Below are 18447 nucleotides of genomic sequence, written 5' to 3'. Positions count from 1 at the left end.
ATCAAATCTCCAGCTGGTTCTTGTCGATCTTGTATTTTTTCATCTGGTTCCACACACTGGTACGGGAAATACCCAAAAGGCGCGCAGTTTCGGACTGATTGCCCTTGGTGCGCTGCAGCGCATCCACCAGTCGGCGCCGCTTGACGTCATCAATGCTTTCATCCAGTATCCGAGCGGCCTGGCTGCAAACCGGATCGCCGTTTGCGATTTGGGGGGGCAGATGGTCCGGGCTGATCATTCCGCCCGGGCAACTGACAAATGCGAATTCAAACGCGCTTTTTAGCTCCCGAGCATTGCCCGGCCAATGGTAGCGCATCAACAGTTCCATTGCGGGTTTGGAAATGCCGTCCAGTTTTTTACCACTTTTCAACAGGATGCGATTGAAAAAGGAGCGTGCCAACAAAGGAATATCCTCACTGCGGTCCCTTAACGGAGGGATATGAATCGGAATGACGTTAATGCGGTAATAAAAGTCCTCGCGAAACGCACCGCCTGCGATCATCTGTGGCAGATTGCGGTTGGTGGCGGAAATGATACGCACATCGACCGTGATGGGCTTATTGTCCCCTACCCGTTCGACCACTTTTTCTTCCAGCACCCGTAACAATTTCACCTGGGTGGAAAGCGGCAGATCGCCGATTTCATCCAGGAAGATGTCTCCGCCACTGGCGGTTTCGAAGCGCCCTTCCCGACTTTTGTGAGCACCGGTGTAGGCCCCTTTCACATGCCCAAACAGCTCACTTTCCAACAACGATTCATTTAGGGCGGCGCAATTGACTTTCACATAGGGCTGTTTGTGGCGCAGGCCGGCATCATGAATGGCCCGGGCCACCATCTCTTTGCCGGACCCGCTTTCCCCGTAAATGATCACCGGTGCATCGGACCGGGCAGCGTTGGTAATCAATTCAAACACCTTCTGCATGGCCGGGCTCACGCCGATCATACCATAAAAACGATCCTCGGCGTCCAATTCCTGGCGGTAGGTTTCAATCTGTGTTTCCTTGGCCACCAGCTCTGTGATATCGGTCATGGTTTCCACCGCACCGGTGATCCCCCCGTTTTGTTCTTTGAATACCGATGCATTTTTCAGGATGTGGACCGTCCGACCATCCTTGCGGGTGATACTGCAACGCTGTTTGCTCAGATGGCCATGCTTGAACATCACACACCAATGGCAGTCCTCCTTCTGCCTGGCGACATGGCATGATGTACAATTGATCGTGGTGCATGACTTGCCGACAATTTCATGCCGCAAGTATCCGGTAATTTGCTCGAAGGCACGGTTTACAGAAACAATAACCCCCTCCGGGCTGACCACCATCACCCCATCCTGAATGGTATCCACCACCATTTTCCAGTAGGTATTGATGTCAATGCTGCTCATTTTACCACCGCATTGTTCACATGTTTAACAAATTGCTTGTTCATAAAATTAACACATGAACAGTGTGTTGCCAAGTCGGCAACCCCGCAAAATCATCATGAATAATGTTCATCTTATTTTTCCCGTTCTTTATCTTGCTGAAATTTATAGCTAATAAAAATTTATAAATTAACGTTGGGTGTTATGGCATCGGCATTGCTCTACCCAAAATACAATCAGTTGAAAACACTTCTTATTAATCACTGAGACACAGGCTCCATAATGGTTTCATTTGATTTACGCGAGACATTGTTTCCCTTCTCCATGCTGCAGATCAGTAATCTGTTCCGCGAAATGGAACCCGGGGAAGAAATGGAAATTTTAGCGGGAACCGATCCGACTGAAACCTCGATATTAAATGATGTCCTGCTGATTCTGCCCAATGCCCAGTACGATCTGATTTCCAGAGAAACCACCAAATCCGACAGCCCGGTCACCCGGCTGAGGCTGAGGAAGAAAAAAGACGCCAACTCACAACCAACGAAAGGAAAACCATCATGTCTGACATCGATCTGAATGCCGTTGAAGTCGCCAGCACCGTTGACGCCAGAGGCAGTGCCTGCCCCGGCCCGCTGCTCGAAGCAAAAAAAGGCATCGGCAAAGTAAAAGTCGGCGAAGTACTTGAAATTTACTCTAATGATTCCGGCACACGCACAGACATTCCCGCATGGGCAAACAAAGTCGGCCACGCCTACCTGGGCGTCCAGGAGGCTGACGGCTATGACAAACACTTTGTGCGCAGAAGCAAATAGACGGGGGCGCTATGCCATCAACGCCAAATGAAAAAACGGCAGGCAAAATTCTGATCCTGGCCACCGAAAGCTGTGCCTACCCGGGTGCGGATTCGGTGGGCCAGGCCCACGCCAGCTATCCGGCCAACACCTATATCCTCAGAGTCAAGGCACCGGTTCTTTTTCCAGAGCAGTTTTACCTGGATTGTTTTCGAAAAGGGATCAGCGGCATCATTGTCATGTCATGCGGTGAAGAGTGCCCCTATGAAGGGGCCTACAAAGCATTGGCCAAACGACTCGACCGGGTTTACGCCATGATGAAGGAACTGGCGCTGGATATACGTCGGCTGCGCCTGACGGCGATCTGCACGGTGTGCAACCGGGCGTTTCTCAACGAGGTCAACCAGATGAACACACTGGTCCAGGAGATTGGGCCGCCGCAACTGGCTCAAGAGGGTGTATGATAAATCCGTCTAAGGCCCGCTAACGGCGTTGGAAAGTGGCTCAAAATGCTCACATATTCCATATATGCTCCGCTTTTGAGCCACTTTCCGCCTTGTTATCTGGCCTGATCCAGACTTCTCATACAGCCTCTTAAAGAGAGAGAACAAATGCCATGAGGCTATGAATCTCCGAGCGTTCAGGAGGAATGAATGAGTGCCAAACGCAAAACCAACTTTGATGTGCTTGTTGTGGGCGGCGGTATTGCCGGCTTGCAGGCTGCGTTGGACCTTGCCGACCAGGACTATCAGGTCGCGGTTGTCGAAAAAGACGCCACCATCGGCGGCAAGATGATTCGCCTGTCCAAGGTGTTTCCCACCCTTGACTGCGCCAGCTGCATTACCACGCCCAAGATGGCGGCAGCAGCCCATCACGAAAATATCACGCTGTTCACGTATTGCGACATGGGTTCCCTGGATCGCACTGGCCAGACGATCACGGCCACGATCACCCAGCGCCCGCGGTATGTGGATGCGGACAAATGCATTGGCTGCCGCCAGTGTGAATACAATTGTCCGGTCTATGTCAGTGACGAGGAACAGGGCGGTTTTTCAGCCACCAAGGCCATCGCCATTCCCTTTTCCAATGCCATCCCGCAGACAGCGGTGCTGAATGTGGAAAACTGCATGCTGTGCGGCAAATGCGAGAAGGTGTGTCCCACCCAGGCCGTGGATTATTTCCAGCAGGCCGAACAATTCTCGCTTACTGCCAACACAGCAATTTTGACGACCGGTTTCTCCATGACCCCGCTCGCCGAAAAACATCAATACGGCATGGGACGCATTCCCAACGTGATCGATGCCCTTCAAATGGAACGGCTGCTTGCCCCCCATGGCCCGTATAACCGCGTCCTGCGGCCATCCGACGGCATGGAGCCGGATTCCATTGCCTATGTTCAGTGTGCCGGGTCACGGGACAAAAGCATGGGCGTTTCCTATTGCTCCAGGGTCTGCTGCATGTATGCCATCAAACAGGCCATGCTGCTTTCCGGTGCCCTGCCCTTGGCCGACGTCACCATCTATTACATGGACATCCGGGCCTTTGGCAAAGGCTACGAACAATTTTACCAGAATGCCAAGGCCATGGGGATCGAGTTCGTCAAGGGCAAGGTCGCATCCATCAGCCAGGGCGAAAACCATGGTGTCACACTGCGCTTTGAGGCGCAAAATGGAGAGGGAACCGTGACTGCCGATCACGACCTGGTGGTTCTGTCACTGGGAATGATACCGGGCTGGAATCCATCGGGCGTGTGCCCGGTGTCCACGGCCGGTGACCGGTTCGTAAAAACCATCCAGCCCAAACTGTCGCCAACCCTGACCGACATGGAAGGCGTGTTTGTTGCCGGTGCGGCGGCCGGTCCCAAGGATATCGTGGATACGATTGCCGAGGCGGGCGCTGCTGCCATGGAGGCGGCCAACTACCTGGCAGCGCAGCAAACGTCAGCAAAAACCCGAGCCGCGTAAGTGCCGGTGCCGGCCTAATCGCACGGTCTCAAAATAAGCGACGTTTTTGGAGATGATCATGACCCAAGAGAAAAAAGATAACGCATCAAAGGATGCCAAAGGCAAAGTCGGCGTCTATATCTGCTACTGCGGGGGGAATATTTCAGACCACGTAGATGTGGAACAAGTCCGCGACCGCGTTGAACAATTGCCCGAAGTGGCCGTGGCCCGTACCAATATGTTCATGTGCTCCGATCCCGGCCAGGCGCTGATCATGGACGATCTGAAAAACGGCACCGTCGATCGGGTCGTGGTGGCATCCTGCGCCCCGAGCCTGCATGAAACCACGTTCAGGGCGGCCATCGCCCGGGCCGGCGGGAATCCGTATATCTACGATCACGCCAATATCCGCGAGCAGGTCAGTTGGGTCCATCACGGTGACAAAGCCACGGACAAGGCCACCCGTCTGGTCTCCATGGCGGCCGCCAAAGCCGAGCAGTTAAAGCCCCTGGAACCGATCCGCGTGGAAGCCAGACGCCACGCCACAGTCATCGGCGGCGGTGTCGCCGGACTGAAAGCGGCCAAAGAGTTGGCGGATCGCGGAATCCGTGTGGTGCTGGTGGAGAAAAGCCCTTTTCTGGGCGGACAGCTGGCCAATCTGGATCGCCTGGCGCCCACCGGTGAAAAGGCTGCCGACTTGATCCAGGCGCTTTGCCGCCAGGTGTTGAACCACCGCCTGATCACCATCCATGCCTGTGCCACGGTTACTGCCGTTGACGGCTATGTCGGCAATTTCAATCTGGAAATTACCCGCCAAGCACCAGTTGAAACCACGGATGCGAATAAACTGGGGCGTTTGCGGCCGGCCGATCGGGTCGCCGGCAAATATGTTCCTGCAGCCGGGGTCGCTACCGGCAACGTGCCGACGACATCGGAAACCATTACCGTGGAAACCGGTGTGGTCGTGATGGCCACAGGCTTTAAATCCTATCGTCCCCAGCCGGGAGAATATGGTTTTGGTAATTTTAAGGAAGTCATTACCCTCCCCGATCTGATTCAGCGCATGGCAGAAGAAAAACATTTAGGCAACATGTTATCCTTAGACGGCCGGCCGATTCGCAGCATGGCCATGATCCATTGCGTTGGCAGTCGCCAGATACCGGGCATTCATCCGGAAAGCCCGGACGGTCATCTTAACGAATACTGCTCCAGGACATGCTGTTCAGCCACCCTCAATGCCGCCAGCACCATCCGCAGACGGTACCCCGGCACACGCGTTTACGAATGCTATCGCGATATCCGTACCTATGGTCGGGGGGCGGAGGACCTCTACGAGCAAGCCGGCCGCAACCAGGTGGTGTTTTTGCGTTTTGAAGCTGAAGACGCACCCCAGGTGGTTTCCGGCCAGCCAAATCAACATGACTACCCCTTGACGGTCAAAATCAAGGACACCCTGACCTTTGATGAAGAACTCGACGTGCCGGTGGATCTGGTGGTGCTGGCCACCGGTATCGAAGCCAACCCGGTGCATGATCTGGTCGAAATGATGAAACTGCCCGTGGGCATGGATCGGTTCCTGCTCGAGGTCCATCCCAAGCTGCGGCCGGTGGAACTGCCGATTGCCGGTATTCTTCTGGCCGGCACCTGCCAGGCACCCATGGACGTGGGCGAAGCATGCAATGCAGCCGGCGCAGCCGCCGTCAAGGCCGCTGCCCTGCTGGGAAAAGGCGCTGTCGAGCTCGATCCCTTCGTGGCCGAGGTGGATCTTTCAAAATGCCAGGGCCACGGATCATGTGTTGAGGCCTGCCTGAGTGATGGCGCCTTGACCATGGTGGAAATGAGCGTGGACGGGAAAACGGTGAAACGGGCCCAGGTCACGCCGGCGCTTTGTCTGGGATGTGGGGCGTGTACCAGTGTTTGTCCGGAAAATGCCATCGAGGTGGCCGGTTGGACCCTCAAACAGTATGAGGCCATGGTGGACCGGATCATGGCTGAACCGGAAGCGGTTTAGTCTTTAACAATAAATGAAGATGAGGAAACCCCATGCAAAAGGAACCGTCTGCTTCCGCAAAGAAAAAAGATGCGATGAAAGCCCTGCGTAAAACCAGAGCAAAGTGGGTCGCCAACGCGTCAGAAAAGGTCAAACAGCAAAGAAAAGCCCTCAAAGGAATCCGCGGTCAACTGGCGGGTGGCGCTGCAACCGTACCGGAGATTGCCCAGGCAACGGGGATGCAAACGGCCGAGGTGTTGTGGTACCTGGCCGCCTTGAAAAAATATGGCGAAATCGTGGAAGCCCAAAAAGACGGCAGTTACTTTCGCTACGTCCTGACCCCCAAAGTGAAAAGCTGACCATTAAACCGGATGGCAGCGTTTCCGAGGAGACATGAAAAATGGCCTTACTCAATCCAAATTTTGCCCAAGAGGTTCAGCCCTATACCGAGGACACGGCCCTGGCCTGTTTCAACTGCGGAACATGTACGGCCATCTGCCCGCTGATTCATGAACACTTTCCAAGAAAAATGATCCGCTATGTCCAGATTGGCGCTAAAGACCGCATCCTTGAAAACGCTCAGGAGCTCTGGCGCTGCCTTCACTGCGGTCTGTGCACCCAGACCTGCCCTCGGGAAGCCAATCCAGGGGAAATCATTTTAGGCTTGAAACGTTTCGTGGTCGCCAACTGGAGGAGGTCCTGACATGTATAACCCCAGGGATATCATCGACACCATCGCCAACAACGTACGGCAGACGCGCAATCCATTCGGGATACCCCGTTTCATGGTCAACCGCTGGCACAAGGGGCTTAAGCTCCCCCGACAAGGCAAAACCATGCTGTTCACGGGTATGATGTATCAATTCGTTCCATACATCGAAACATCCACCAATGTGCTGGCCCAGTATGAAGATACCCGCTGGGCCGATTATATCGGATACGCGCGACATGTTCCCGGCTATCTGTCCGGCGTGGGACTGGCCATGATCACCCCGTCAGATGAAAAAAAGTCCTTTGACAAGATTTTGCGCAACATCGCCAAAGTGCTTCAGGCGTCCAAGGTCGATTTCTTTTACCGGCCAAGCCTGGACGATTATAGCGGCGTGCTGCTTTACGATCTTGGCGATCAGGAAGGATTTGTCGAGCATGCCCGGTATGTTGCGGCAAAGCTCAAAGCGGCAAAGGTTCGGCGTCTGATTACCGTCGATCCCCATACTACCTATGCCCTGAAAGTGCTGTTTCCCAAATATGTGGATGCGCATTTTGAGGTCAAAACCTATTTCGAACTGGTCGATTTCCCATCTGCCAACGGCCACCGGCGGGTCACCCTTCATGATCCGTGCTTTTACGGTCGCTACCTGGATCTGGCCGATGTGCCCACCGCCGTATTGGGAAAGCTTGGCATCGAATGCAAAGGGGTCGACAATTCAGGCCGTTTCACCAATTGCTGCGGCGGCCCGGCCGAATCCATTTCTCCCAAATTATCCGCCGAAGTGCGGGACCGGCGTTTAGAAGAATTAAATGTGACCGGAGAGCAGATTGTTGCCATGTGCCCCATCTGTCTGGGAAATCTGCGCAAAGCCGGTGCATCGGTAGAGGATCTGTCAAGTGTTATTGCCGGTCAGCTGTGACGAATTCGTAAAAAGCCCGATAAATTAAGACACGAAAAGGAGTCAATCCATGGAAGAAACCGCAGAAAAAATTTTGTACATTTCCACCCACGGCAAGGAAAACCCTGAACGCGCGTCCGTGCCCTTTGTGCTGGCCAATGCCGCTCTGGCCATGGACATTCAGGCCACGGTGGTCCTGCAGGGCGATGCCGTAACCGTGGCCCAAAAAGGGGTTGCCGACGATATGCCGGCCGGTGGCGGGTTCCCACCAATCAAAAAACTCATCCAGGACTTTTTGGAGCTCGGTGGAGAAATGTGGGTTTGTGTGCCCTGTATTGAAAGCCGCAATATCGACGAAGCCGATCTGATCGAAGGCGCCGTGACCACGGCCGGCGGGAAAGTCAATCTTGCCGCCATTGCCGCCAATGCCGTGTTTACCTATTAAGATCCAAATCGGCGCAACCATACGACCTCCCAGGCTACCTGTTCATGGGGGGTCAGGCAAGCGAGGACGCTAATTATGAATACCCTATCCCCACCCATCCGCCCGAATCGCGTCACCGATCTGGTGACATTGAAGACACAGGGCGCGTCCGTTACCTGCCGGACCGACTTTGAAATCCTGCCTGTGGATTTTCAGCATCGCGACAACCCGTTTCAGGCATTTATATTTCTGTGCCGTTACTCAGGCGAGGTTGATGAAAAAGACTATGGATTCCGGAAATGTTATGCCAGAGGTTGTCCCAACAATCTTTGCCCGCATGTTTCCCAGGCCGTGATGATCGCCAATCGGTATCTGCAAAAAGACTATCGTAAGTTAGAGCAAGCTGGGATCGCCATGGATAATAAGTTGTTCACCCTGGAGGAAATGACCGTCAAATTCGAAGGCGTTCAGGAAACCCATGCCCCCCCGTTAGCCATTCATGACTACATTACACTGGCCAAAGAGGGCAATTCGGTTTCGGTCACCCCAACCATCGAATTTGTTCCGGCGGTGGAACATTTCGCCCGTCAAAAGCAGCAGATGGCCTTTTTGATGGTCCATTTCGCCATCACCTGTCTCGGCGGCAAACATCATTATGAGCGATGTCTGGCCTGCTATCCAATGGACCGGGAAAATGAGGAAAAGACGGAAAAAATGGAAGTCGCCAACAGCCGCCTGCGCCTGCTTTACAATGAATTTGATGCCGCCCACGTGAAGTACCAACCCGTTTATTTTTAAATGTAAGACAGCCTATAAATCACCCATCAGGGAGGATGATCCATGCATGCCACCATTCAAAAACCAATTGAGGAAATCGTCAGTTTCATCAGGCCCGGAGAAAAAGTCTTCGTGGTTGGGTGCAACAACTGCGCGTGGAAGTGCCACTCCGGCGGCGAGGATGAGACGAAAACAATGGCCGAGCGACTGACCCGCAGAGGCATCGATGTTGTTGGATACACCGTGCCCGGTCCCCAGGGCATGTCCCTTTGCAAGCTTGATCACACGCGCAAAGTGCTTCAGGAAGATTATAAAGACACGATCGCCAAAGCGGACAGCTTCCTGGTACTGGGATGCGGGCAAGGCGTGCACACAGTCATCGATGCCACGGACGGCGGAATGATTCATCCTGGCTGCGATACTATTTTCGGTGGTGAAACCGTGTCGGCCACGGACATCGAAGAGTTCTGCTCACTGTGCGGTGAATGTGTGATTGAATTCACCGGCGGCCTTTGTCCCATGACCCTTTGTTCCAAACAACTGCTCAATGGACCGTGCGGCGGTGCGGAAAACGGCATGTGCGAAGTGGATAGCGAGCGTCCCTGTGGATGGGTGATGATCTATGAACGGCTTAAAAAACTGGGCCGATTGGAGCTGTTGGACCCTTATCAGAAACCCAAAAACCACGCCAAGTGGAGCCGTCCCCGGACGCTTAAGGTCAGTGAAACCGAAGCCACATTCTGTTCTCAGGCCGGCAAGGTCACCGTCAGCAATCAGGACTGACGGGGCCGTATAAATTCGATATAAAGGAGTGATATCATGAAACTGACCGAACTGTTCAACAAAGGCGAATTTGTTGTTACCGGTGAAGTGGGGCCCATCAAAGGCGCCGTCAACCGGGATAAATCCATCGACCCGGCCTGTACCCAGGAAGCCAAGTATCTTCAGGGCTGGGTTCACGCGGTCAACGTCACCGACAACCAGAGCGCGGTGATGCGCCTGGGGTCCCTGGCCGCCAGTGTAGGACTGAAGCAAAAAGGCATCGAACCCGTCTATCAACTCACCTGCCGGGACCGCAACCGTATTGCCCTGCAGAGCGATCTGCTCACCGCCTATTCCCTTGGCATCGACAATGTATTGCTGATCACCGGGGATCATATTCAGCTGGGCGATCATAAAGAAGCCAAACCTGTTTTTGATCTGGATTCGGTGCAACTGATTTCCATGGCCAAGGGCCTTCGTAACGGACATGACATTACGGGCAATGCGATCGAGAATCCACCGAACATGGCCCACGGCGCAGTGGTCAATCCCAATTTCGAGCCTCTGGATCTGCAACTGCTTAAAATGCGAAAAAAAATTGATGCCGGTGCGGAATTTTTCCAGACCCAGGCCGTCTACGACCGCAAGATATTTGAAACGTTCATGGACAAAGCCTCAAAGTTCAACGTGCCCATTCAGGTCGGCCTGGTCGTGCTCAAATCTCCGCAGATGGGAAAATTCATGAACAAAAACGTCTCTGGCATCCAGGTGCCGCAATCCTGGATCGATGAAATCGGCAGTGTCGAAAAAGAAGATCGCAAAATGAAGGCGGCCGAAATGATGGGGCGTTTTTTGTCCGAAATCAAATCCATGGTTCAAGGCGTTCACCTGATGCCATTGGGCTGGGCTGACATCGTTCCTAAAATACTGCAAACAGCGCGCATCGCCGTATAAGTGGTGAAATACGATCGTCTTAAAAACAATCCGAAAAAAAGGGGAAAACGATCTCGTTTTCCCCTTTCCTATAATATTTTACTTTCTTCCGTAAACACGTTTATCTGACCACGCAACGCCTTTCTGTTGATTGACACCGTCCTGCCCTTCTGTTAGCATCATCTTAAAATAACAGCTTATTCCATGTGTTCACCAGATCGACATTTAAGATGAAATACGTTACCGATACCAGCACCATTTTCAACCGCTATGATCTTCACATTGAGGTATCCCGCCAATCCGCACGACGGGTTTCCGATGATCAACTGCTACAACAGGTCGCTGACTGTCTGGTCGCCGGTGATGAAGACAAAATACAACAAATCGTCGCCAAGGTGCTGACCAACAAAGCCCCGCTCGAGGTCATCAACAAAGGCCTTCTTGCCGGTATGCAAGAGGTCGGCCGTCTATGGGAAACCGGGGATTGTTTTCTCCCTCAGTTGATCCTTTCATCCGATGCCATGCTCGCCGGCATCACGCTATGCGAGGCCGAATTGGGCCAAGCGATGCAAAAAAAAGCCAAGGTCATTACCCATACCGCCGAAGGAGATATTCATGATATCGGCCAGATCATTGTTAACGCTCTTTTAAGCGCCGCTGGTTTTGAAGTCATCAATCTCGGCGCGGACGTATTGGTGGACGAGGTCGTTGACGCTTGTCGCATCCACAAGCCGGTTCTGTTGACGGGTACGGCCCTGATGACCACGACCATGACCGCGTTTCCAAAAATTGCCGAAAAATTGAAAAAACAGGGTTTGATCATTCCTTTTGCATGCGGGGGAGGCGCGGTTAACGAGGAATTTGTCACCTCATTTGACTTGGGTATCTGGGGCAAGGAGGCCAGTCAGGCGCCTGGCATTGCACAAGATGCGCTCAATAAGCTATCGTGGGAGGAAATGCGAAACAAATGGAACGGATAAGCACAACCGATCGGGAGACCAATCCAGCGCCAATGCGACCCCTCACCGATTCCATGGCCTATTCGTCTTCAGACGAGATGATGTTCGGCACGGCCTTGAATCCGGTTGAGACCAAAGACGGTCTCACCATCGGTGGGGGGCAAGTTTTGCCCGAAATCGTTCCTCACCCGCGGCCTGGCAGCGAACAGACACTGAAAACACTGCTTAGGGAGTTTGAGCGTGCCAACCAGGACGCCCTGGAACGTTGTGTAACGATCGGCATACCGGCCATTGTGATCGAGAATGAACATGTTTCCCAGATGACCCGCCATGCGGATTGGGGAATGGAAATTACCGCGCAAACCCAACAGCAGATCGAAAGCTATAAGGCTAAGTATGGCCTTCAAGCTGCCTTGCGTGCCACCATTGCCGATATCCGTAAACCCGGCATGGTGGACATGCGCGAATCGGATCGAACCCAGGAAATATTAGACGCATTCAAGGCCTGCGCCCGCCATGCGGATATCCTTTCCATTGAGTCCCTGGGTGGAAAGGAAATATCCGATTACAGTATTATTCGGAACGACTTAACCGGAATGCTCTTTGCTCAAGCGGTTCTTGGCGCACGCGATATGGCATGGCTGTGGTCGCACATTGTCAGCATCGCCAACGAGAACGGTTGTATCCCCGGTGGTGATACCGATTGCGCCCAGGCCAATACCGCCATGTTCATGGCCGGCGGATTCATCTCCCGCGATGTTTCGCACACCCTGGCGACCTTTTGTCGTGCCGTGAGTGCAAGCCGTTCCCTGGTTGCCTATGAAATGGGTGCAATAGGCCCGGCCAAGGACTGTGCTTACGAAAATCCCATCATCAAGGCCATCACCGGCATTCCCATCTCCACCATCGGGAAAACGGCAGCCTGTGCGAACATGGATCTTTGTGGCAACCTGATGGCTGCGGTGTGTGATCTGTGGTCCAATGAGGCGGTGGAATACCATCCCATGTTTGGCGGCAGCAGTGTCGAAGTATTTACCGAAATTCTCGGATATGATGTGGCGGCCATGAATTCCGCCATCCAATTGGGATTCCAAAAAGAGTATCAGGCCTGTCTGATCAATTCCGACCGCTACCGCAGCCCCCAAAGCTTTATCCTGTGTCCAGACAATGCCTGGGCCATTGGAAAGGCCATGGTAACCAACAACGCAAGCTGTTACACCCGCGCCAGAGCGGCGGCCTTGACCTGCGGCGAATTGATGCTGGCAGATTCCAATCTTCACTTCACGAACTTTGAAAAAGACGCTTTGCTGGAATACATGCGGGAACTGGAAGCCTTGCCCGATGAGGAAGATGATTTCATCGATCGGTGCCTGAAGCGATATGGCAAGGTCAAGGGATTCAAGCCGGCGTCCTACGGATTGTAGCTAAAAAGATTGGAACCATGATTGCCATGAACCCTATAGCCATTGCCATGGACATCGGGACCAGCGGCATCCGTGCGCAAGCCATTGATCTGGAACGAGACCGGATCATATCCACTGTTATTACAATGCGCCACCCGCTGCCCGGCGCCAATGTGATTGATCATCTTCATTTCACACTGGAAATGGGATCATCGATCGCTCAATCCATGCTCATCAAGGCCATCAATCAAGTCATTGATGCGCTGGCCATTCAGGCGACGGCGGTCCGTTGCCTGGCCGTATGCGGAAATCCCACCCAGCTATCGATTTTTCAGGGAACCGATATCCGGGACCTGGCCTATGCCGGCAAACGCAAACTTGCATCCATGGGCATTGCCGACCAGGAGCGCGATGCGGTTTTAACCACGGCTGACCATATTGGCGGACTGTCGCTGCCCTTTGATTGCCAATTGATCATTCCGCCGGCCATTCGCCACGAGGTGGGTGCGGATGCACTGGCCATGATCATTCAGACCGGCATGCTAAACCATTCTCGAACCGCGCTGGCCATGGATTTCGGCACCAATGCGGAAATGGCACTGGTCCATGACGGCCGCGTGATCACCGCTTCAACGGCAGCCGGACCAGCGCTTGAAGGGCAACAAATCAGTTGTGGTGTCCTGGCTGTTCCCGGTGCGATTGCAGATGTTACGCCCCATCAGTCATATCACCGCCTCACCGTGCTGGGAAATGATATGCGTCCGTGCCAAGGCGCTGTTGTCGATCTAGGCCGCCCCCGGATGATTGAAGATGCATCACCCCTTCGCCCCGTCGGTATCACCGGAACCGGAACGATTGCCATGATCCATCAGGCGCTGCAGGGGCACTGGCTTGTTTTACCTAAAATAGAAACCATCGACGGCCGCCTGCATGCCGGCGAGACGATCACGTTAACGGAAAACGATGTCCAGGAGGCCGGCAAAGCCATCGGCGCATTGCGGGCCGGACAACTATCCCTGTGCCACGAGGCCGGCATCTCTCCGGCCGACATCCAGGTGGCCTATCTGGCCGGTGCGTCGGGGACCTATGTGGATGCGGTCAAGGCGCAGCAATTGGGTATGCTTCCCCCTTTGGTAGAAACGATCTTTCAGGTCGGCAACACCTCCCTTGCCATGGCCAGGGATTTGGTACGCTCTCCATCATCACTGCCCGAAATGTCTGCGCTGGCCAACCAATTGCGTGACAGCCATTGTATGCTGGCTACCTCAAAAGCGTTTCAAAAAGTCTATTTGCTTGAAATTTCTCACTGGACGGAAGGCATGCCGATGACAATGTATCGCAAAATGCTGAAGCGCTACGGCTTGCCGGATTTCCCCGATGCGAATCCACCGGATGACATCCAGCGTCTGATGGACTGCGATATCCTGGATGTGGGTCAAAAGGGTCTGACCATGCTTGAGGATTTTGGCATGACCCTTTGTGTTGCAGTTGATGGGTGTACGGCTTGCGGACAGTGCCTTAGCGCTTGTACTGAAAACGCCATTTCTCTCAAGACCGAGGACGATTTCGTTTCAATCATGATAAACGCATCCATTTGCAGCGGTGTCAATTGCAAACGGTGTGAGCGTGCCTGTCCTGATAGAGTTTTGGATTGGCAACATATTTTTTCAGACAATTCTTCAGAATGTTTGAAATAATATATAAAATGTCATTTTTACTTAATTCACTATAGCTCTGACTCATCCTGGGATGTTTCTTTGCATGTTCCCTGTTCGAGAGATTGTAAAAGTGGCCCGAGCATTTTCTTCCCGGTTTCAACCGATCTGATAATGAGGTCCCTACCAGTATCTGTCGGCAGTACCGATATCTTTTCCTGAGACAATATGTTCCCCTGGTCTAGAGCCTCCTCCATGCGATGCCAGGTAACCCCGGTTTCAGTTTCGTTATTTAATAATACCTGTTGGATAGGGTTAGGGCCGCGATATTTCGGCAACAGTGAGGGATGGAAATTGATGAATCCATAGGTCGCGGATTGCAAAACCGTCTTGGGTACTTTTTGACCGAAATTAGCGACTACGCCCAGGTCTGGAGTAAGTTCTTTAATAGCCCCTATCAATTGCTTGTCGTTAATTTTCGAGGCGGACAAAAAGGGAAGTCTATTCTCTTTTACATAGTCATGGATGGTATATGATTCAAGGGTCCTTAACCACTTTCTCAGTCGGATTTTCCTCAATATGGGACGAAACCTTTGACGTAATCCGTAATTTTTCAACAGGACTTCCCGCAACTTCCATGGCCTTACTTTTTGTTTCTGAACATATACCCCGCAAACTTCCGAGCACTGCTGCAACGCTTTTAAAAGCATTACCTCCCGTCCTATAAAAAACACCCGCAGCATTGTCATTACCCCACCATCTTGTTGACCATCCAGAACTTAAGACAGCTTGTCTTTTTCGGCATGGCCAGGAAATTTTCAGGAGTAAATAAGCGTCTTGCCGTCTTTTCCTTAAAAGATCGGGGGGCAATCTTTTGCAGGGTTGCATGCGGCACCTGGGCCCCAACCAGGTCTGCAGCAAGCATCAGCGGTAGCCAGAAAGCAAATCGGCAATAATCCGCCGGCAGGGTGTTCACCATCCAGTCCCAGTCGAGGGAATCAGCGCCTTTATTGATAATCTGACGGATATCGATAAGCCGGCACATCCTGTCCATTCTATGTTCAAAGTATAAATGAAAACAGGTTGACAGCAGGAGATGATTCACATTCACGGTTTGTACCGTAAGGCCGTCCAGATCGGTGTTTTGCAGCTGCTGCCGGAAGTCGTAAAAAGATTTCTTTTCCTTATTCATAACCGGATAGGCATCCCAGTGAAGCTCGACCCTGACCTGGCCGTTGGTGAACGGCATTTCCCCCTTGCCGATCCAGTATTTTTGATCAGGTTCAGGCAAAAATCCCCGATCAATAAGGAGGTTCTTTGCCTTCTCTAAGTTCGGTTCCTGAACGATGACATCGATATCCCGATAAATGCGTAAGTAGCTGTTTGGATAGTAATCCTGGGCAAAGGTCGGTCCCCGTAAGGCCAGTGCGGGGATATCCCGGGCGGCGAATTCCTGAAATATTGTTTTTGCCGTAGCGCTTAAGCGCAGGCCGGCAGCCTTTGCCTTGGTAATTAATGATACCGGGTCGGCGGTTGATCCAAGGGGCAGCTTAACACCTTGATTGACCAGATACTGGGCAACAAGGTTGTCGATGCGGTGGTATCTGATCTGCCGGTCAAAACGTGACAACCAACGGCCATCAACGTCGATCTTTGTGTTTATCGTTTGGTCATCGAGCGTATCTGCAAGAATCTTTTCCAGTCCACATTCGAATTTTCCCTTTTTTCTCTGAGCCAGTTTTTTTAAAGAACGGTGTGCCAGCTTTTTTGATGGTTCACCAAACAGAGTACCTTCCATGGCACGTTCAGCCAGCCATTCTCCAAGCACATGAGGATCAGAACCGGTATACAGGGCAAACGTTTTAGTCTGCTCCAGCAGGTTCCAGATAGTCTCTATCTGAGCCTGAGGAATACTTTTATAACGGGCAAAGGTATTGCTTTTTAATAAAGGCTTTAAAATGGCACTGCCGTCCAAAGGAACAAGCTTCGGACCTTCTTTATTGAGCCTGATAAAAATAATTGTCGACGCCCGGGCCGTGTTCTTGATTTTGTCTTTTCCAAAAACGTCATGCGGATCCACCGGCAACTTCGTTGCATCAATTTTTTTCAACTTCTTTTTGGCGAAACTAAGTTGCGGAAAAAACTGAATTGTCTTACTGGTAACGTTAATTCTTTCCTGAATAGGTCGATAGACATAGCCCTCATCTGTCGGGCAGGCAACGACGAGATCATCCGAAAGAAAATTAAAACCGTTGCAGGTTAAGGTAAAAACCGTTGTGGTTTTGCCCCCGCCACTGTCGGCCATAAGTACAAGCCCCTTGCCTTCCGGCGTTGCTACACAACCGGCGTGCATAATGAATTTCCCCTGCAGCATCATAAGGTGGCTGATTATGGGTATGAGAATGACCTGGAGGTGCAAAGGGGTTTCTTCCTTGTTCAAAATTTGGCAAACCACATCTACATGCGAATAGGGTGGCGTCGTCAAGGCATAGGAGGCGCACCCCATATTTCTAACAATGACGAATAATTTTCCATTCTCTCCTTCATAAAAACAGGGATCATCCCGCTCCCCAATTTTGTTAAACTCATTATAAACATCCGCAGGCATTTTATCGATGAAGATCTCGTCCTTGTGGATGGCACAATTAAAGGTAATGTCGGGGTCGCAGGGTTGAATTTCACTCAGACTGAAGGCCCTGCCCACTACATAGTTGATGATGTCCGGCGGATCGACAAAGACGATTTTTGTTCCTGCCAAATCAAAATATCTATTCTTAGACATTTTTGCTTCGGCACTGACGCTCTCGAGGTCTACCTTTATTTGCATTCGTAGGCTTCCGGATAAACTTCCACCGGGGGAAGCTTATTAAGAGAATTCATGGCATGCGCCAGACAACCGCCGGAGCATTGCTTCCTCTTAAGATATTTACATGTAAAGCATTCGGGTTTGCAACCCAGTACACGGTAGGGAGCGATCACCTTCTCATACGTTTTTTTCACTTTATTACGGGTTTCATATTGATCCAGGTGTGATACCAGAACGTTGGAAAGGGGAAAACAATTCCAGACATCAAGATCGGTACCCACATCGATAATGGGATCGCAACGCATCACAAAACCCTCGGTGTTTTTCATGAGAAAACCGATTTCCGCCTCATCAAACATACATAACGTCATGCCGCAGTCAAAACCGATGAGGATTTCCTCTTCAATACATGAACGGGCCATTTTCACGATACTCTTGCCTGCTTCCCGATACAAATGCGGTTCCAGGTAAGCATTATCGCAACCGACGATCGGCTGGGCAATACCAACCCGCACATGCCTCCTTAAACCAAATTCGTTTATCAAATCAATCAGATATTGGTATTCAAACTCAGGTGATGTGACGGTAATACCCACCTGGGCCTTTTCCCCCAGCTTCTTTAATGCATAACGCTTTCTTTTCCTGTGGTTCTCGGTATCGATTTCTTCGTTGGCGACATTGAAGAGCAGCGACAGCTTTTCCTTGGGAATATCGCTTAAGAAATCAGCTTTCTTTTTACTCATTATCCCGTTGGTGAATACATGGACATGAAAATCACGGGCCAAGGCTTCCGTGACGATGTCAATAAAATCTGGATGTAATGTCGGTTCACCACCCAGCAATCGAAGCTGCGGGTCGTCCGAGCGTTCCATAAAATCCATGACCTTGCGCACGTCATCACGGGACATATAGTCAGGAGATTCCTTTCCTTTAATATTGACCCTGAGTCTGGCAAAACAGAAAGGACATTTTCTATTACAACGATTTGTTATCAGAATATTGGCCATAAACAATACACCTTTTGTCGGTCA

General features: G+C 51.9%; 19 protein-coding genes. 15 read left to right on the top strand and 4 right to left on the bottom strand.

Going from position 1 to position 18447, the window contains the following annotated elements; genetic code table 11:
- Position 1: 1 nt before the first annotated feature.
- Entirely contained in the window at positions 2-1384 is a 1383-nt protein-coding gene (locus tag Dvar_RS21970) for a sigma-54 interaction domain-containing protein (RefSeq protein WP_419655264.1), read from the bottom strand.
- A 261-nt stretch (positions 1385-1645) separates the two neighbouring features.
- Between Dvar_RS21970 and Dvar_RS21965 the strand changes: the two genes are divergently transcribed.
- The 15 genes from Dvar_RS21965 to Dvar_RS21895 all read left to right on the top strand — a co-directional run bounded on the left by Dvar_RS21965 (position 1646) and on the right by Dvar_RS21895 (position 14652).
- On the top strand, positions 1646-1939 hold the full coding sequence (locus Dvar_RS21965; protein ID WP_419655263.1) for a hypothetical protein: 294 nt from the start codon (positions 1646-1648) through the stop codon (positions 1937-1939).
- Positions 1921-2175, top strand: a complete 255-nt coding sequence (locus tag Dvar_RS21960) for a sulfurtransferase TusA family protein (RefSeq protein ID WP_419655262.1) — start codon at positions 1921-1923, stop codon at positions 2173-2175. The genes Dvar_RS21965 and Dvar_RS21960 overlap by 19 nt, the downstream gene beginning before the upstream one ends.
- A gap of 11 nt (positions 2176-2186) precedes the next feature.
- Positions 2187-2618, top strand: a complete 432-nt coding sequence (locus Dvar_RS21955; RefSeq protein ID WP_419655261.1) for a hydrogenase iron-sulfur subunit — start codon at positions 2187-2189, stop codon at positions 2616-2618.
- A gap of 189 nt (positions 2619-2807) precedes the next feature.
- Positions 2808-4118, top strand: a complete 1311-nt coding sequence (locus Dvar_RS21950; protein ID WP_419655260.1) for an FAD-dependent oxidoreductase — start codon at positions 2808-2810, stop codon at positions 4116-4118.
- 58 nt (positions 4119-4176) lie between these two features.
- Positions 4177-6108 carry a CoB--CoM heterodisulfide reductase iron-sulfur subunit A family protein gene (locus Dvar_RS21945; RefSeq protein WP_419655259.1) on the top strand — a complete coding sequence of 644 codons (1932 nt, stop codon included), beginning with the start codon at positions 4177-4179 and terminating at the stop codon, positions 6106-6108.
- Between the two features lie 32 nt (positions 6109-6140).
- Positions 6141-6446 (top strand): hypothetical protein, encoded by a 306-nt coding sequence (locus Dvar_RS21940; protein WP_419655258.1) that lies wholly within the window; start codon positions 6141-6143, stop codon positions 6444-6446.
- A gap of 41 nt (positions 6447-6487) precedes the next feature.
- A complete protein-coding gene (locus Dvar_RS21935) occupies positions 6488-6790 on the top strand; it encodes a 4Fe-4S dicluster domain-containing protein (protein WP_419655257.1) in 303 nt (100 codons plus the stop codon).
- A 1-nt stretch (position 6791) separates the two neighbouring features.
- Complete coding sequence (locus tag Dvar_RS21930) at positions 6792-7718, top strand: heterodisulfide reductase-related iron-sulfur binding cluster (RefSeq protein ID WP_419655256.1); 927 nt, start codon at positions 6792-6794, stop codon at positions 7716-7718.
- 49 nt (positions 7719-7767) lie between these two features.
- Positions 7768-8142 carry a DsrE family protein gene (locus tag Dvar_RS21925; RefSeq protein ID WP_419655255.1) on the top strand — a complete coding sequence of 125 codons (375 nt, stop codon included), beginning with the start codon at positions 7768-7770 and terminating at the stop codon, positions 8140-8142.
- A gap of 75 nt (positions 8143-8217) precedes the next feature.
- A complete protein-coding gene (locus Dvar_RS21920; RefSeq protein ID WP_419655254.1) occupies positions 8218-8919 on the top strand; it encodes a hypothetical protein in 702 nt (233 codons plus the stop codon).
- A 42-nt stretch (positions 8920-8961) separates the two neighbouring features.
- Positions 8962-9681: a methylenetetrahydrofolate reductase C-terminal domain-containing protein gene (locus Dvar_RS21915; RefSeq protein ID WP_419655253.1), complete on the top strand. Its 720-nt coding sequence runs from the start codon at positions 8962-8964 to the stop codon at positions 9679-9681.
- Positions 9682-9717: 36 nt separating this feature from the next.
- Positions 9718-10614: a methylenetetrahydrofolate reductase gene (locus Dvar_RS21910; protein ID WP_419655252.1), complete on the top strand. Its 897-nt coding sequence runs from the start codon at positions 9718-9720 to the stop codon at positions 10612-10614.
- Between the two features lie 209 nt (positions 10615-10823).
- Positions 10824-11573: a B12-binding domain-containing protein gene (locus Dvar_RS21905; protein WP_419655251.1), complete on the top strand. Its 750-nt coding sequence runs from the start codon at positions 10824-10826 to the stop codon at positions 11571-11573.
- The gene (locus Dvar_RS21900; RefSeq protein WP_419655250.1) at positions 11561-12976 is read left to right on the top strand and encodes a methyltransferase MtaB domain-containing protein; all 1416 of its coding nucleotides are present in this window, start codon (positions 11561-11563) and stop codon (positions 12974-12976) included. Before Dvar_RS21905 ends, Dvar_RS21900 begins: the two co-directional genes overlap by 13 nt.
- A gap of 26 nt (positions 12977-13002) precedes the next feature.
- Positions 13003-14652 carry a methylamine methyltransferase corrinoid protein reductive activase gene (locus Dvar_RS21895; RefSeq protein WP_419655249.1) on the top strand — a complete coding sequence of 550 codons (1650 nt, stop codon included), beginning with the start codon at positions 13003-13005 and terminating at the stop codon, positions 14650-14652.
- Between the two features lie 29 nt (positions 14653-14681).
- On the opposite strand, the gene Dvar_RS21890 is transcribed toward Dvar_RS21895, so the two are convergent.
- The 3 genes from Dvar_RS21890 to Dvar_RS21880 form a co-directional block, all read right to left on the bottom strand.
- Positions 14682-15359, bottom strand: coding sequence for a methionyl-tRNA formyltransferase (locus Dvar_RS21890; RefSeq protein ID WP_419655248.1), 678 nt, complete (start codon positions 15357-15359; stop codon positions 14682-14684).
- Positions 15359-17218 (bottom strand): nucleotidyltransferase family protein, encoded by a 1860-nt coding sequence (locus Dvar_RS21885; RefSeq protein WP_419655247.1) that lies wholly within the window; start codon positions 17216-17218, stop codon positions 15359-15361. Before Dvar_RS21885 ends, Dvar_RS21890 begins: the two co-directional genes overlap by 1 nt.
- 209 nt (positions 17219-17427) lie before the next feature.
- Entirely contained in the window at positions 17428-18423 is a 996-nt protein-coding gene (locus tag Dvar_RS21880; protein WP_419655246.1) for a radical SAM protein, read from the bottom strand.
- Positions 18424-18447 lie beyond the last annotated feature (24 nt).

It is taken from the genome of Desulfosarcina variabilis str. Montpellier (assembly GCF_048565275.1).
Classification (GTDB): domain Bacteria; phylum Desulfobacterota; class Desulfobacteria; order Desulfobacterales; family Desulfosarcinaceae; genus Desulfosarcina; species Desulfosarcina variabilis.
The sequence above is the reverse complement of the archived record's forward strand: the minus strand, read 5'-3'. Positions and strand labels throughout refer to the sequence as shown.